The following is a 13,911-nucleotide window of genomic DNA, read 5'->3' as shown; positions in this document are numbered from 1 at the left end:
TCCGGTGGTACTCCGGTCCGGACCGGGGCACGACCATGGTCGAGGTCGACTTCCAGATCGGGGGCGGGGCGCTGTCGCGGGACGAGTTCGGCGTGCTGGGGCCCCTGGTGGTCCGCCGCGACGGCCGGACGGTCGAGGTCACCGCGGCCAAGCACCGGATCGTCCTGGCCACCCTGCTGCTGGGCGCGAACCGGTCGGTGCCCCCGGCCGAGCTGGTCCGCCGGGTGTGGGGCGAGGCGCCACCGGACCGCGCCGCGCAGACGCTGCCCGTGTACGTGATGCGGCTGCGGCGCGCGCTCGGCGAGCCGCAGCTGATCCGCACCACCCCCACCGGGTACCGGATCGACCTGCCGCCCGACGCGCTGGACCTGCACCGGTTCGAGGCGCTGGCCGCGCGGGGCGCGGAGCTGGTCCGGGCGGGCGACCCGGCCGCGGCGGCCGAGGTGTACGAGCGGGCGCTGGCGTGCTGGCGGGGCGTGCCGCTGGCGGACGTGCCGTCGGAGTCGCTGCACGAGGTCGAGGCGCCCTGCCTGGTCGAGCGGCGGCTGCTGGTGACCTCGGAGCTGGTGGACGTGCGGCTGGAGCTGGGCCGGTGCGAGGAGGTGATCGCCGACCTGCGCAGGCTGACCGCGCGGCACCCGCTGCGCGAGCGGTTCTGGTCGCAGCTGATGGTGGCGCTGCACCGGGCGGACCGGCAGGCCGACGCGCTGGACGCCTACCGGCAGGCGGCCACGGTGCTGGCCCGCGAGCTGGGCGTGGACCCGGGCGAGCCGCTGCGCGCGGTGCACCGCGCGATCCTGGCCGGTGACCAGGCGCCGCCCCGGCCGGTCGAGCCCGCGTGGTCGTCCGCGGCGCAGCTGCCCGCGCCGGTGGGGAACTTCGTGGGGCGCGCGGCGGAGCTGACCCGGGTGGCCGGCCGGCTCGCCCGGTCCGGGGCGGCCGTGGTCGTGTGCGGGCCGCCGGGCGTGGGCAAGACGGCGTTCGCGGTGGCGGCGGGGCACGCGGCGCGCGAGCGGTACCCGGACGGGCAGCTGTACGTGGACCTGCGCGGGCACTCGACCTCGCCGCCGCTGCCCACCCCGGTGGTGCTGGCGCGGTTCCTGCGGGCCCTGGGCGTGCGGGCCGACCACATCCCGGTGGGCGAGGACGAGCTGGTCCGCGGCTACCGGGCGCGGCTGCGCGGGCGGCGGGTGCTGATCACGCTGGACAACGCGGCGTCGGTCGGGCAGGTGCTGCCGCTGCTGCCCGAGGGGGTCGGGCACCGGGAACCCGGGCCCGGCGATCCCGGCTGCTCGGTGCTGATCACCAGCCGCAACGAGCTGCGCCACCCGCTGCGGGCGACGACCGTGCGGCTGGACGTGCTGCGCGGCGACGAGGCGTGGAAGCTGCTGGCGCGGTCGGTGGGCCCGGAGGCCGCGGCGGCGCAGTTCGACGCGCTGGCCGAGCTGGCGCGGCTGTGCGGGTACCTGCCGCTGGCGCTGCGGATCGCGCTGGGCAACCTGGTCGGCTCGCCGCACGGGGACATCGCCTCCTACGTGGCCGAGCTGCGCGGCGGCGACCGGCTGACCGCGCTGGCCGTGGACAACGACGACACCGCGGCGGTGCGGCGGGCGTTCGACCTGTCGTACGCGGCGCTGGCGCCGGCCGCGGCGCGGCTGTTCCGGCTGGTGGCCGTGCTGCCGGGGTCGGACTTCGGCGCGGACGGCGCGGCGGCGCTGCTGGACGCGCCCGAGGAGGTGGCGCGGGGGCTGCTGGACGACCTGGCGTCGGCGCACCTCGTGCAGCGGGTGGGCGTGGACCGGTTCGCGCCGCACGACCTGATCCGGGACTACGCGGCCGACCGGGCCGCGGCGGCGGGCGAGGACCTCGGGTCGGCGCGGCGGCGCCTGTTCGACTGGTACCTGCGCACGGCCGTCGAGGTGGGCGACGTGCTGTACCCGGAGCTGGGCCGGTCCGGGCCGCCGCGGCTGGGCCCGGACGAGGCGCGGGCGTGGCTGGAGGCCGAGCGGCCGAACGTGCTGGCGGCGACCGAGCACTGCGCCGCGCACGGCCCGCGCGAGCTGTCGTGGCGGCTGATCGACGCGGTCAGCGGGTACTTCGGCTCGCACGGCCACCACGTGGAGTTCCTGCACGCGGTCAACGCGGCGCTGGGCGCGGCGCGCGCGGCGGGCGACCGGGACGCGGAGGCGACCACGCTGGTGTGGCTGGCCACCGAGCACCGCAACCTGGGCAACCCCCGGGTGGCGCTGCGGCACCTGGCGCTGGTCCGCCCGAACGGCCTGCTGAGGTGGCTGCACGCCGGCCTGGACGGCGTCGTGCGCATGGAGCTGGGCGAGCTGGCGGCGGCCGGTGCCGCGTTCGACCGGGTGGCGGCCCTGGCGGGCGAGGACTGGGCGCCGCCGCACGTGCGGATCGGGGCGCTCGCCGGGCACGGCGCGCTGCGGCTGATGCGCGGCGACGCGGCGGGGGCGGCGGAGCTGCTGGCGGAGGGCCTGGCGCTGGCCCGCGCCGCGGACGGGTCCAACGTGGAGGCGACGTGCGCGGGCCTGCTCGCGCGCTGCCGCACGGCGCAGGGCGACTACCCGGCGGCGGTCGAGCTGCTGCGGCACGCGGAGGCGTCCTGGTACCGGACCGGGGTGCGGCCCGCGCGGGCCGAGGCGCTGGCGCACCTGGCGGTGGCGCTGTGCCTGGGCGGGGACCGCGTGGAGGCGCTGCGGACGGCGCAGCGGGCCCTGGGGCTGGTCCACGAGCTGGGCGGCTACCCGCGCGTCGAGGCGGAGGTGCAGAACGCGCTGGGCCTGGTGGTGCGGCACCTGGGCAAGCCGGGTCCCGCCGTGGCGGCCCACCTGCGGGCGCTGGAGCTGGCGGCGTCCACGGAGTACCTGTTCGGGGTGGCCCAGTCGCACGGGCACCTGGTGACGGCGCTGGCGGCGGACGGGCGGCGGGCGGAGGCGCTGCGGCACGCCCGCGCGTTGGCCGACCTGGCCGAGCGCGGTGGGTTCGCGGTGTTCGAGCGGGTGGCGGCGGCGGCGTTGGCGGAGCCGGGCTGAGCGGGGCGGGGCTGAGCGGGACAGGGCAGAGCGGAGCGGGGCCGAGCGGAGCCGAGCGCGCCCAGCGCCCCCACCACCCCCACCACGCCGAACGCCACACCTCCGGGCGGTGTCCGCCCCCTCCGCGGCGGCGCGGCGCGGGGCACCAAGGCAGCGCGGCGGCGGCCTCGGTGTCGCTGGCGGCGCGGCGGGCGGAGGAGGCGTTCCTCGAACTGGAGGTCACCCTGGGCGACGCCGCGGCCGCGCGGCGGTCGTTGCCCTCGGTCGCCTCAAGGAGCGAGGATGGGCGTCCGGTGGTCTAATCGCCGTCGCCGTCGACCGCACCGCATTGGAAGCTGATGACCTCAGGACTGCCCTGTCCCCTCTGCGAGGGCCCGGAGCGCCGAGGGGCACTCGACCGGACGCTGCGGGTGCTCGCGGTGGACGACGAGGCCCCCGCCCTGGAGGACCTCGTCTACCTGCTGCGCTCCGACCCGCGCGTGGGCCACGTGGAGGCGGTGACCGACGCGACCAAGGCGCTGCGCACGCTGCACCGCGCCATGGACGCCGGGCAGCCGGTGGACGCGGTGTTCCTGGACATCCGGATGCCCGGCCTGGACGGGCTGGACCTGGCCCGCGTGCTGTCCCGGTTCGCCCAGCCGCCGCCGATCGTGTTCGTCACCGCCCACCAGGAGCCCGCGGTCGAGGCGTTCGAGCTCAAGGCGCTGGACTACCTGCTCAAACCCGTGCGCGCGGAGCGGCTGGCCGAGTCGGTGCACCGGATCGTGCACGAGGTGCTGGACTCCAAGACCGCCGAACCGGCCCCCGCCGCGGCGCCCGCGGAGAAGCCGCCGGACGTGGGCGACGAGGTCATCCCGGTCGAGCTGGGCGGGATCACCCGGTTCATCAGGCTGGCCGACATCCGCTACGTCGAGGCGCACGGCGACTACGCCCGGCTGCACACCGCCACCGGCAGCGGGCTGGTGCGCGCCGCGCTCAACGGCCTGGAGGAGCGCTGGCGGTCGGCCGGGTTCGTGCGCATCCACCGCAGCCACCTGGTGTCGCTCGGGCACATCGACGAGCTGCGCCTGGAGGACGGCCACCTCAGCGTCAACATCGGCGGCGCGGTGCTCCCGGTCAGCCGGCGGCACGCCCGGCAGCTGCGGCAGCTGCTGGTGCGCCGCAACCGGCAGCCGTCGTGACGGGACCGCAGCCGCCGCGTCAGCGCGTGGTGGTGACGAGCCCGCGCACCCGCGCGCCGCGCGCGCCCCGCCCCTACCCCGCCTCGCGGGAGATCGACGAGCAGAGCGAGCTGGGCGCGGTCTACATGCGCTCGCTGATCCGCACCCAGCGCCGGCTCGGGCTGCTGCTGTGCGCGGTGGTGTGCGGGAGCGTGGCGGCGCTGCCGCTGCTGTTCACGCTCGTGCCCCCGGTCGGCGCGCAGCGGCTGCTGGGCGTGCCGCTGCCGTGGCTGCTGCTGGGCGTGCTGGTGTTCCCCGTGTTCGTCCTGGCGGGCTGGTTCTACGTGCGGCAGGCCGAGCGCGGTGAACGCGAGTTCGCCGAGCTGGTGGAACGGTCGTGAGCAGCACCTACGGCATCATCGCGGTGCTGGCGGTGGCGATCGGGACGGTGCTGGTCGGCGCCTACGGCCTGCGGATCTCGCGCACCACCTCGGACTTCTTCGTCGCCTCGCGCACCGTCTCGCCGTGGTGGAACGCCTCGGCCATCGGCGGCGAGTACCTGTCGGCCGCGTCGTTCGTCGGCATCGCGGGCCTGGTGTTCGCGCACGGGCCGGACATGCTGTGGTTCCCGGTCGGCTACACGGCCGGCTACCTGGTGCTGCTCGCGCTGGTCGCCGCGCCGCTGCGGCGCAGCGGGGCGTACACGCTGCCGGACTTCGCCGAGGCCCGGTTCGGCTCGCCGACCGTGCGGGCGGTCGCGGCGGCGTTCGCGCTGGGCATCGGCTGGCTGTACCTGCTGCCGCAGCTCCAGGGCGCGGGGCTGACCCTGCACACGGTCACCGGCGCGCCGGACTGGGTGGGCGCGCTGGTGGTGGCGGTGGTGGTCACGCTGAACGTGGCCTCCGGCGGGATGCGCAGCATCACCTTCGTCCAGGCGTTCCAGTACTGGCTCAAGCTGACCGCGATCGCGGTGCCGGTGGTGTTCCTGGTGGTGGCCTGGCACGCGCACGGCGCGAAGGGGCTGACCGGGCCGGAGTACCCCGAGTTCACCGCCCAGACCACGGTGACCTTCGACGGCGCCGCCTCGTTCCACGTGCCGGAGACCATCCCCTACACCGGCACCGGCGTGGTGGACGGGCACCGGGTCGACGGCCTCGGCGAACTGGCCCCCGGCGACCACACCGCGGCCGCGGGCTCGCGGCTGACGTTCCCCGGCGGCGCGGCCGTGCCGCACGTCAGCTCGATCCCGGCGAACACCAACGAGACCTGGGCGATGCCCATGCGCGGCGGCGAGCGGTTCCCGCTGTACGCGGTGTACTCGCTGATCATCGCCACGTTCCTGGGCACCATGGGCCTGCCGCACGTGATCGTGCGCTTCTACACCAACCCCAACGGGCGCGCGGCGCGGCGGACGACGCTGATCGTGCTGGGCCTGCTGGGGGTGTTCTACCTGGTGCCGCCGATCTACGGCGCGCTCGGCCGGCTCTACACGCCGGAGCTGCTGATGACCGGCAACACCGACGCGGTGGTGCTGGTGCTGCCCAGCCGGGTGGTCGACGGGCTGGGCGGGCAGCTGCTGGGCGCGCTGGTGGCGGGCGGCGCGTTCGCCGCGTTCCTGTCCACGTCCTCGGGGCTGATGGTGTCGCTGGCCGGGGTGCTGAGCCGGGACGTGCTGCGGTTGCGCGGGGTCAGCGGGTTCAGGGTGTCGACGGTGCCCGCCGTGCTGGTGCCGCTGGGCATGACCTGGCTGGTGGGCAAGGTGCCGGTGGCGGACATGGTCGGGTTGGCGTTCGCGGTGGCGGCCTCGTCGCTGTGCCCGCTGCTGGTGCTGGGCATCTGGAGCACCCGGATCACCACGGCGGGCGCGGTCGCCGGGATGCTCGCGGGCGGGCTGCCCGCGCTGGTGGCAGGGCTGGTCACGATCAGCGGCGGCGCCGGTTCGTGGTACCACGTGTTCCTGGCCCGGCCCGCCGCCTGGACCGTGCCGCTCGGCTTCGTCGTGATGTACGTGGTGTCGCTGCTGACGCCGCGTCGGGTGCCACCGGGGGTGAACCACGTGATGGTGCGCTTGCACGCGCCGGAGAACCTGGGCCTGCGCAGCCAGGACCGGTTGTGACCGCGGTGTGGACGGTCGGCGCGATACTGCTGGTCGGTCTCGCGGTGGTGATCACGCTGTGGTGGACCTCGCGCACCCGCAACGACTTCCTGACCCAGGAGCAGCGGATCACGTTCGAGACGCTGCACACGGCGTGGTCGGCCGCGCCGCCGCTGCGCGCCGGGCTGGTGCCGGACGCGGCGAAGAAGTCGGCCAAGCACCTGCGCACGCTGCTCGGCACGCCGGCGCTGGCGCTGACCGACGAGACCGAGGTGGTGGCCTGGGAGGGCGCGGGCGCCCACCACGCGGCCGAGGCGATGGACCTGGCGGCGGACGTGTTCGGCACCGGGCGCACCAGGGCGTTCGACATCACCTGCGCGCGCCCCGACTGCCCGGTGCACACGGCGGTGCTCGCGCCGCTGACCGTGGAGGGCCGGGTGGTGGGCGTGCTCGCCGCCTACAGCCGGGAGGCGTCGGCGGGGCTGGTGCGGGCCACGAACGAGGTGGCCAGGTGGGCGTCCGGGCAGCTGGAGCTGGCCGAGCTGGACCGGTCGCGGACCCGGCTGGTGGAGGCCGAGGTGCGGGCGCTGCGGGCGCAGATCTCGCCGCACTTCATCTACAACTCGCTGTCCGCGATCGCCTCCTACGTGCGCACGGACCCCGAGCGCGCCCGCACGCTGCTGCTGGACTTCGCCGACTTCACCCGCTACTCGTTCCGCCGGGCCGGTGACTTCACCACGCTGTCGGAGGAGCTGAAGTCGATCGACCAGTACCTGGCGCTGGAGCGCGCCCGGTTCGGCGAGCGGTTGCAGGTGACGCTCCAGATCGCGCCCGAGGTGCTGCCGGTGACCGTGCCGTTCCTGTGCCTCCAGCCGCTGGTGGAGAACGCGGTGCGGCACGGGATGGAGGGCAAGGTGGGCCCCGGGCGCATCTCGATCCTGGCGGCGGACGCGGGCGAGGAAGCGCACATCACCATCGAGGACGACGGCATCGGCATGGACCCCGAGGCGCTGCGCCGGACCCTGGCCGGTCAGGTCGGCGAGACGGCGGGCATCGGGCTGGGGAACGTCGACGAGCGCCTGCGCCGCTGCTACGGCGACGACTACGGGCTGGTGGTGGAGACCGAGCGGGGGTTGGGCACGAAGGTCAGCGTGCGGGTGCCGAAGTACTCGGCCGGGGTGCACGCCTGAGGCCGCGCCGGCGGGGAAGCTCGCCGGCCTGCCCGGCTAGGCGTCCGCCCGCGCCCACAGCGCCTCCAGCGCCGCGTTCACCTGCTCCGCCCGCTGCACGTGGGGGTAGTAGCCGGGCACGGTGAGCAGCTCCGCGCCCACCCGCCAGGCGATCTCGCCACCGGCGGCGATCAGCGGCTCACCGGCCAGCCGCCGGTACCGCGCGGGCGCCCCCGTCCAGTCGCCCAGCACCACCAGGACCGGCCACCCGGCGGCGGCCAGCGGCTCCAGCGGCACGTCGGCGTCCCAGCACGGCCGTTCGCCCATGGTGGCGCGGGCCGCGCGCAGCCGGCGCGGCGTGGGCTCCGGCGCGGGCAGGCCGACGGCGTCGGTGGACAGCCTCAGGTAGTCCTCGGGGGTCAGGTCGGGCATGGCGGCCGTGGCCGCGCGGGCACGGGCGAGGGCGTCGGCGACCACCGGGTGGCCCTCGGCGGGGCGCAGCGCGCCGGGCTGGACCAGGCACAGCGAGCGGACCAGGTCGGGGCGGGCCGCGGCGGCGAGCATCGCGGCCACCGCGCCGTACGAGTGCCCGACCAGGTGAGCGCCGTCGCCCAGCAGGGGGATGACGTCCTCCGCGTCCACCACGTAGTCGCTGCGGTGCGGGCCGTCGAGGTCGGGGCTGTCGCCGTAGCCCCGGCGGTCCACCAGGAGCAGCCGCCGGCACGCGGCCAGCGGGCGCTGGTTGCCGAAGCCGTAGACCTCGTCGTCGCCCCAGCTGAGCACGCCGTGCAGGAACACGGCGGGTGGTGCGCCGGTGGGGCCTTCGACGACGGTCGCGTGCACCGGGGGCGTCATGTGCCCAGTCAAGCGACTCCCGGCCGGGTGGGCACCCGTCGAACGGCTGGCGGTCGGGTCGGCTCAGGCCGGCGGCACGGCCGGCTCAGGCTGCCGGTCGGGCCGGCCTCAGGCCGGCGGCACGGCCGACAGGCCACCGCCAGGGCCGACCTCAGGCCACCAGCAGGGCCGACCCCAGCGCCGCCGCGCCCGCCTCGGTCAGGCAGGCCGCGGCCCACTGGCCCGGCACCACCGGCACGACCGGCCGGATCAGGCCCGCGTGCACCAGCCCCCGCGCGGTGACCGGGTCGCAGAACGGCAGCGCGTCCACCCGCACGTCGGGCTCCTCGCTCCCGGTCAGCTCGACCCGGTCGGCGTCGGTCGCGCGCAGCAGGGCGACCTCGCGTCTGGACAACTCCGGCATCATCATCGCCACCTCCGGGGGACAGCGGTCGCGCGGACCTCTTCGGTGGGACGCCCGCGCGCCGGCCGCCGTTCCCCTGCTCGAACTACCCCGCGGCTCGTGCGCCGCGCCGTTCCGCCGCGTCCAGGACCAGCCCGAGCCACTCGGCCTCGTCCACCGCGCCCTCCACCGCCACCCGCCGCAGCCGCGGCCACAGGCCCGCCTCGGTCCACTCCTGGAACCGCCGGTGCACCGTGGGCACGGTCACGCCGAACGTGGGCGGCAGGTGCCGCCACGCGCAGCCGCTGGTCAGCACGAACACGATCGCGGTGAAGATCGCCCGGTCCGACACCCGGCCCCGGCCGCCGCCCTGGCGGCGCACCTTGGCCGGCGGGATGAGCGGTTCGACCACCGCCCACAGCGACGGCGGCACCAGGCGCGCGGCCAGCTGCTCGATCACGTCGGCGTGCGGGGGTCGGGGCGGCGCCTCGGGCGCCCGGCGCACCCACGGCTCCTGCCGCTGGGCGTCGCCGCGCTGGCGGGCGCGCAGCAACGTGGCCAGGGCGGCGTCGTCGGCGCGCCGCGGCGCGGCCACCGGATACGCGTGCTGCTGCACCTGCCGGGCGATCTCCGCACCGACCGTTCGGCCGAACGGTTGCGCGGGTCGTACTTGGTTGGTCATCGGGTCCTCCGCCCAGGACGTCGTGATACCCATCACGCTAGGAACACCGGCGCCCCCTGGTAAGACGACGCGCGACGAACGGGAGCGGTGCAGCGTCACGCGGCCACCCGGGCGCCGCCGAACGGGCCCCCGCGAGCGACGAGCGGATGAGCGGTCACTCCCCGAGTCGCCCCGCCGGCGATACGCTCGGGGAGTGACCACCCCGCCCCGCCTGCTCGCCACCAGCGACCTGCACGTGACCTACCAGCAGAACCGGCAGTTCGTCGACGCGATCCACCCGCACTCCCCCGACGACTGGCTCATCGTGGCCGGCGACGTGGCGGAGAAGTTCGACGACGTCGAGTGGGCGCTGGGCCTCCTGCGCCGGAGGTTCGCCCGGGTGGTCTGGTCGCCGGGCAACCACGAGCTCTGGACGACGAAGGACGACTCGGTGCAGGCGCGCGGCGAGGTGCGCTACAAGCAGCTCGTGGAGCTGTGCCGCAGCATCGACGTGCTGACGCCCGAGGACGCGTTCGCGGTGTTCGAGGGCGCGGGCGGGCCGGTCGCGGTGGCGCCGCTGTTCACGCTCTACGACTACACGTTCCGGCCCGCCGGGACGACGGACAAGGTGTCGGCGCTGGCCGCGGCCCAGAACGCCGGGGTCGTCTGCACCGACGAGTACTTCCTGCACCCGGACCCCTACCCGAGCCGCGAGGCGTGGTGCGCCGCCCGGGTCGCGGAGAGCGAGCGGCGGCTGGCGGCCGTCGACCCGTCGCTGCGCACGGTGCTGATCAACCACTGGCCGCTCGTCCGGGACCCCACGTTCGTGCTGCGCTACCCCGAGTTCGCGCTGTGGTGCGGCACGGAGCGCACCGCGGACTGGCACCTGCGGTTCCGGGCGGCCGTCGCCGTCTACGGCCACCTGCACATCCCGCGCACCATCCGGAAGGACGGCGTGCGCTTCGACGAGGTGTCGCTGGGCTACCCGAGGGAGTGGCAGCCCCGGGGCTGGACCGCGGCGCCGCTGCTGGACGTGCTGCGCGAGGGGGACGCCCGATGATCACGGACCTGCTCGCACCGCCGGTCTCGGCGTTCGACGTCTTCGGCGACCCCGACGGGGTGGTGCTGTTCCCGGAGGAGGAGCAGCACGTGGCCAGGGCGGTGGACAAGAGGCGCCGCGAGTTCGCCACCGGGCGGCACTGCGCGCGCACCGCGCTGGCGGCCCTCGGCTTCCCGCCCGCGCCGCTGGTGCCCCTGCCCTCGCGCGAGCCCGCGTGGCCCGATGGGGTGGTCGGCAGCATCACGCACTGCAAGGGCTACCGGGCGGCGGCCGTGGGCCGGACCGACCAGGTGCGCACGATCGGGATCGACGCCGAGCCGAACGAACCGACGCCGGACGGGGTGCTGGGCGCCATCGCGCTGCCCGCCGAGCTGGCGCGGATGGACGGGCTGCGGGACGCGAGCGACAAGGTCGCCTGGGACCGGCTGCTGTTCAGCGCCAAGGAGACGGTCTACAAGGCGTGGTACCCGCTGGCCCGGCGGTGGCTGGGGTTCGAGGACGCGGAGGTGACCATCCACCCGGACGACGGCACGTTCAGCGCCCGCATCCTGGTGGAGCCGCCGGTCGTGGACGGTGTCGCCGTCACCGGGTTCACCGGGCGCTGGCTGGCCCGCGAGGGGTTTGTGGTGACCGCGATCGCGGTACCCGCGCGCTGATCCACCGGCTGGGAGGCGGGCAATGGGCGACGACGTCGGGCGGCACGAGTTCACCCGGGAGGACCGCACGCGGTACCGCACGAAGGTGCGTCGCTGCCTCGACGTGTTCGCCCGGATGCTGAGCGAGTCGCGGTTCGAGGTGGACCGGCCCATGACCGGGCTGGAGATCGAGCTGAACCTCGTGGACGACGCCGGCGACCCGGCGATGCGCAACGCCGAGGCGCTGGAGGCCATCGCCGACCCGGACTTCGTCACCGAACTGGGCCAGTGGAACCTGGAGATCAACGTCGCGCCGCGGCAGCTGACCGCGGGCGGGATCACCGAGTTCGAGTCGGTGGTGCGGGACTCGCTCAACGAGGCCGACCGCAAGGCGCGCGAGGTCGACGCGCACATGGTGATGATCGGCATCCTGCCGACGCTCCAGGCCAGGCACATGGCCGAGGAGGCGCTGTCGGGCAACCCCCGGTACGCGCTGCTCAACGAGCAGGTGCTGGCGGCGCGCGGCGAGGACATCCAGATCTCCGTCGACGGCGTCGAGCGGTTGCAGATGACGGCCGACTCGATCGTGCCCGAGGCGGCGTGCACGTCGACGCAGTTCCACCTCCAGGTGTCGCCGGACGCGTTCGCGCCCTACTGGAACGCGGCCCAGGCGATCGCCGGCGTGCAGGTGGCGGTGGGCGCGAACTCGCCGTTCCTGCTCGGCAAGGAGCTGTGGCGGGAGACCCGGATCGCGCTGTTCCAGCAGGCCACCGACACCCGCAGCGACGAGCTGAAGGAGCAGGGCGTCCGGCCGCGGGTGTGGTTCGGGGAGCGGTGGATCACGTCCATCTTCGACCTGTTCGAGGAGAACGTGCGCTACTTCCCGGCGCTGCTGCCCATCTGCGACCCCGAGGACCCGGTGCAGGTGCTGGAGCGGGGCGACACGCCGTCGCTGGCCGAGCTGCGGCTGCACAACGGCACGATCTACCGCTGGAACCGCCCGGTGTACGACGTGGTGCGGGACAAGCCGCACCTGCGGGTGGAGAACCGGACGCTGCCCGCCGGGCCGACGGTCGTGGACACCCTGGCGAACGGGGCGTTCTACTACGGGCTGGTGCGGGCGCTGGCCGAGGAGGAGCGGCCGCTGTGGTCGCAGATGTCGTTCAGCGCGGCGGAGGAGAACTTCACCGCCGGGGCGCGCAACGGCATCGACGCGCAGGTCTACTGGCCGGGGCTGGGCACGGTGCCGGTGGTGGAGCTGGTCCTGCGGCGGCTGCTGCCGATGGCGCACGAGGGCCTGGTGAAGATGAAGGTGGAGGCCGCCGAGCGCGACCGGCTGCTGGGGATCATCGAGCAGCGCTGCCTGACCGGGGTGAACGGGGCGACGTGGCAGGCGCGGGCGTTCCACCGGCACTACGACCACACAGCGCTGGACCGGCCGGAGGCGCTGCGGCGGATGCTGCGGACGTACCGGGACCTGATGCACTCGAACGAACCGGTGCACACCTGGCCGGTGAGCTGAGCGGATCTTTTCGGCCGGGGTGCGGCCTCCGGTGCGACAATCCGGGCAACGGTACCGGTGGCTGCGACGGAGGCGCTGGTGGAGTCGAACGGGCGCAACGACGTCTCGGGCACGGTCCTCGGGGCGACCGTGCAGGCGCACACGATCAGCGGCGACGTGCACATCCACCCGGCCGGCGACCAGGAACGCGTGGTCGCCCTGTACGAGGAGCTGGGCCAGGTCCGGCGGCAGCTGGTCGACAGCCTGGCCGCTGAGCGCGACCTCACCCGGGCGGTGTGGGCGCTCCAGGTGGTCCTGATGCGGGCGCAGGACGTGGTGGTCAGGCTGACCTGGGAGCGCGACCACCTCGTCGACGAGGCCGAGCGGCGCAACGCGGAGCTGGCGCGGGCACGCGAGTCCGAGCGGAGGGTGGAGCAGCAGCTCGACCGCGCCAGGGCCGACCGGCTGACCGCGCTGCGCGTGGCGCACGCGGCCACGGCGAAGGTGCGGGCGCTGGAGGCCGAGCTGCGCGGCGGCGCGGGTGCGCACGGATCGCGGGTCGTCGCCGGGGCGGCCGATCCCGGGATCGGCCCGGACACCATCGACGCGTACCTGGCGGAGCAGGGCGCGCGTCTGGACCGGCTCGCCGAGGCGCTCGGCGAACTGCGCGTCCCCACGGCGAGCGCGTTCGACGGCACCACGCGGCGGATGCTCACGACGTCCCTGGTCCGCGCCCTCGTCCGGCTGCCCAGCCTGTCCGACGCGGCCGGCCGGGGCCTGGCCACCAGGCTGCTCGCCGACCGGCTGGGCGCCCCGGTGACCGTCGAGGAGAGCCCCGACCCCGGCGTCCACCTGTCGAACCTGGTCCTCTTCTGCCTCGACCAGGCCAGCGGTGTCACCGCGCTGCTGGAGGTCCTGGAGCTGTTCGAGACCACCGACTCCGAACCGTTCCTCGCGGTCCGGGAGGTGGTCGACTCCTGGAGCGCCGACGACCTGCTCCAGCAGGAGGAGCTGGCGCGGCTGCTGGCCATGCTCGCCGGGGTGGTCCTCCCGGACGTCGCGCACGCCTACCGCGACGTCGCGGGCCCCGCGGCACCCGCGTTACCGGCCGGGACGAGCTACGCGGAGGTCCTGGCGAGCCTGGCCGGCCTCGCCCACCACTCCTCGGGCGTCCCGCTGCCCCTGGTGTTCCTCGAACGCATCGCCCTCGCGGCGGGGTCGGAACTCGCGGACGGGCTGCGGCGGTGGAACGACCGGCACGCCGGGCGCATCGGGCTCGACGCCGAACTCACCGCCGTCCGCGCCGGCCTGCTCTCCGACCACGCCGCGTGACGAGCGGCGGG

General features: G+C 75.4%; 12 protein-coding genes and 1 pseudogene. 10 read left to right on the top strand and 3 right to left on the bottom strand.

Annotation, left to right across the window (positions count from 1 at the left end; translation table 11 throughout):
• Positions 1 to 35: 35 nt before the first annotated feature.
• The 6 genes from ACFP3R_RS04455 (at position 36) to ACFP3R_RS04430 (ending at position 7,495) form a co-directional block, all read left to right on the top strand.
• Entirely contained in the window at positions 36 to 3,050 is a 3,015-nt protein-coding gene (locus ACFP3R_RS04455; RefSeq protein WP_380633096.1) for an AfsR/SARP family transcriptional regulator, read from the top strand.
• Positions 3,051 to 3,220: 170 nt separating this feature from the next.
• Positions 3,221 to 3,352 (top strand): hypothetical protein, encoded by a 132-nt coding sequence (locus ACFP3R_RS04450; protein WP_380633095.1) that lies wholly within the window; start codon positions 3,221 to 3,223, stop codon positions 3,350 to 3,352.
• Positions 3,353 to 3,388: 36 nt separating this feature from the next.
• Positions 3,389 to 4,231 carry a LytR/AlgR family response regulator transcription factor gene (locus ACFP3R_RS04445; RefSeq protein WP_380633094.1) on the top strand — a complete coding sequence of 281 codons (843 nt, stop codon included), beginning with the start codon at positions 3,389 to 3,391 and terminating at the stop codon, positions 4,229 to 4,231.
• Entirely contained in the window at positions 4,228 to 4,611 is a 384-nt protein-coding gene (locus ACFP3R_RS04440; RefSeq protein ID WP_380633092.1) for a DUF485 domain-containing protein, read from the top strand. Before ACFP3R_RS04445 ends, ACFP3R_RS04440 begins: the two co-directional genes overlap by 4 nt.
• The gene (locus ACFP3R_RS04435; RefSeq protein WP_380633090.1) at positions 4,608 to 6,326 is read left to right on the top strand and encodes a sodium/solute symporter; all 1,719 of its coding nucleotides are present in this window, start codon (positions 4,608 to 4,610) and stop codon (positions 6,324 to 6,326) included. The genes ACFP3R_RS04440 and ACFP3R_RS04435 overlap by 4 nt, the downstream gene beginning before the upstream one ends.
• Positions 6,323 to 7,495, top strand: a complete 1,173-nt coding sequence (locus tag ACFP3R_RS04430) for a histidine kinase (protein ID WP_380633088.1) — start codon at positions 6,323 to 6,325, stop codon at positions 7,493 to 7,495. Before ACFP3R_RS04435 ends, ACFP3R_RS04430 begins: the two co-directional genes overlap by 4 nt.
• A gap of 36 nt (positions 7,496 to 7,531) precedes the next feature.
• On the opposite strand, the gene ACFP3R_RS04425 is transcribed toward ACFP3R_RS04430, so the two are convergent.
• The 3 genes and pseudogenes from ACFP3R_RS04425 to ACFP3R_RS04415 all read right to left on the bottom strand — a co-directional run.
• The gene (locus ACFP3R_RS04425) at positions 7,532 to 8,329 is read right to left on the bottom strand and encodes an alpha/beta fold hydrolase (RefSeq protein ID WP_380633087.1); all 798 of its coding nucleotides are present in this window, start codon (positions 8,327 to 8,329) and stop codon (positions 7,532 to 7,534) included.
• Positions 8,330 to 8,480: 151 nt separating this feature from the next.
• Positions 8,481 to 8,732, bottom strand: a complete 252-nt coding sequence (locus tag ACFP3R_RS04420) for a hypothetical protein (protein ID WP_380633365.1) — start codon at positions 8,730 to 8,732, stop codon at positions 8,481 to 8,483.
• 97 nt (positions 8,733 to 8,829) lie between these two features.
• Positions 8,830 to 9,171 (bottom strand): annotated as a pseudogene (locus ACFP3R_RS04415) (transposase); the annotation flags it as partial.
• A gap of 415 nt (positions 9,172 to 9,586) precedes the next feature.
• Here ACFP3R_RS04415 and ACFP3R_RS04410 point away from each other — a divergent pair.
• Genes ACFP3R_RS04410 through ACFP3R_RS04395 form a run of 4 tightly spaced genes read left to right on the top strand, consistent with a single transcriptional unit; the run spans position 9,587 to position 13,900 of the window.
• Positions 9,587 to 10,432, top strand: coding sequence for a metallophosphoesterase family protein (locus ACFP3R_RS04410; RefSeq protein ID WP_380633085.1), 846 nt, complete (start codon positions 9,587 to 9,589; stop codon positions 10,430 to 10,432).
• Entirely contained in the window at positions 10,429 to 11,088 is a 660-nt protein-coding gene (locus tag ACFP3R_RS04405; protein WP_380633083.1) for a 4'-phosphopantetheinyl transferase family protein, read from the top strand. The genes ACFP3R_RS04410 and ACFP3R_RS04405 overlap by 4 nt, the downstream gene beginning before the upstream one ends.
• A 22-nt stretch (positions 11,089 to 11,110) precedes the next feature.
• A complete protein-coding gene (locus ACFP3R_RS04400) occupies positions 11,111 to 12,589 on the top strand; it encodes a glutamate-cysteine ligase family protein (RefSeq protein WP_380633082.1) in 1,479 nt (492 codons plus the stop codon).
• Between the two features lie 57 nt (positions 12,590 to 12,646).
• Positions 12,647 to 13,900 (top strand): effector-associated domain 2-containing protein, encoded by a 1,254-nt coding sequence (locus tag ACFP3R_RS04395; RefSeq protein WP_380633080.1) that lies wholly within the window; start codon positions 12,647 to 12,649, stop codon positions 13,898 to 13,900.
• The last annotated feature ends 11 nt before the right edge of the window (positions 13,901 to 13,911 follow it).

This window comes from Saccharothrix lopnurensis (genome assembly GCF_042658445.1).
Classification (GTDB): Bacteria; Actinomycetota; Actinomycetes; order Mycobacteriales; family Pseudonocardiaceae; genus Actinosynnema; species Actinosynnema lopnurensis.
This window is presented reverse-complemented; position numbering and strand designations above follow the sequence as displayed.

Coding starts and splice junctions, on each gene's coding strand:
- ACFP3R_RS04455 (WP_380633096.1), top strand. CDS start 36: ATGGTCGAGGTCGACTTCCAGATCGGGGGCGGGGCGCTGTCGCGGGAC.
- ACFP3R_RS04425 (WP_380633087.1), bottom strand. CDS start 8,329: ATGACGCCCCCGGTGCACGCGACCGTCGTCGAAGGCCCCACCGGCGCA.
- ACFP3R_RS04405 (WP_380633083.1), top strand. CDS start 10,429: ATGATCACGGACCTGCTCGCACCGCCGGTCTCGGCGTTCGACGTCTTC.
- ACFP3R_RS04400 (WP_380633082.1), top strand. CDS start 11,111: ATGGGCGACGACGTCGGGCGGCACGAGTTCACCCGGGAGGACCGCACG.
- ACFP3R_RS04445 (WP_380633094.1), top strand. CDS start 3,389: ATGACCTCAGGACTGCCCTGTCCCCTCTGCGAGGGCCCGGAGCGCCGA.
- ACFP3R_RS04420 (WP_380633365.1), bottom strand. CDS start 8,732: ATGCCGGAGTTGTCCAGACGCGAGGTCGCCCTGCTGCGCGCGACCGAC.